We start from the raw sequence: 572 nt of genomic DNA, 5'->3' as shown, positions 1-572 counted from the left end.
ATGTTTCGGCGATCTTTTCTCGTAATTTTGCTTCGAAATTCTCGGTTGATTTTCTCCACACGAAAGAATACTTATTGGCATTGGCTTCAATTTTTGTCCCATCCAAAAAGTAGTTTTCAAATGTGATATATTTTTCGTCAATTAATTTCAAGATCATTGTTTCGAATAGCTCATCCATCAAGTCTTTCATGCGCACGTGGCGAAATTCGTTGATTGTACGAAAGTCTGGTTGTTGCATCGCTGCTAACCACATTGCTGGGATATTTTCCCGAACCAACGTTTCGATTCCTCGGCAAGAATAAACCTTTTGTGAATAGCCAAATAAGATGATTTTTAACATCATTTTTGGATGGTAAGCTGCTCGTCCTCCGCCAACGTAATAAGAAAATAATTGCTCGTCTGGAATCGCTTCGACCATCTCATCAATGACACGAGCTACGTGGTGTTCAGGGATGAGCGATTCGATATCATAAATCCATTGAATTTGTCGGTTATCGTAATCTTTAAAAGTTGGAGCTAAATTCCGTGGGTTAGATTTTTTCACGTCTTCAACTTCCTCTAATGGAAAAAGT

General features: G+C 38.5%; 1 protein-coding gene. It reads right to left on the bottom strand.

Annotation, left to right across the window (positions count from 1 at the left end):
* Window positions 1-544, bottom strand: a 544-nt coding sequence (locus GJS40_RS01195) for a transposase (protein ID WP_270895509.1), incomplete at its 3' end; no start/stop codon positions are given.
* Window positions 545-572: the final 28 nt, after the last annotated feature.

Source organism: Aliibacillus thermotolerans (genome assembly GCF_027853235.1).
Taxonomy (GTDB): Bacteria; Bacillota; Bacilli; order Bacillales; family Marinococcaceae; genus Aliibacillus; species Aliibacillus thermotolerans.
Note: the sequence above shows the minus strand (reverse complement) of the source record. Positions and strands in the feature narration are given on the sequence as shown.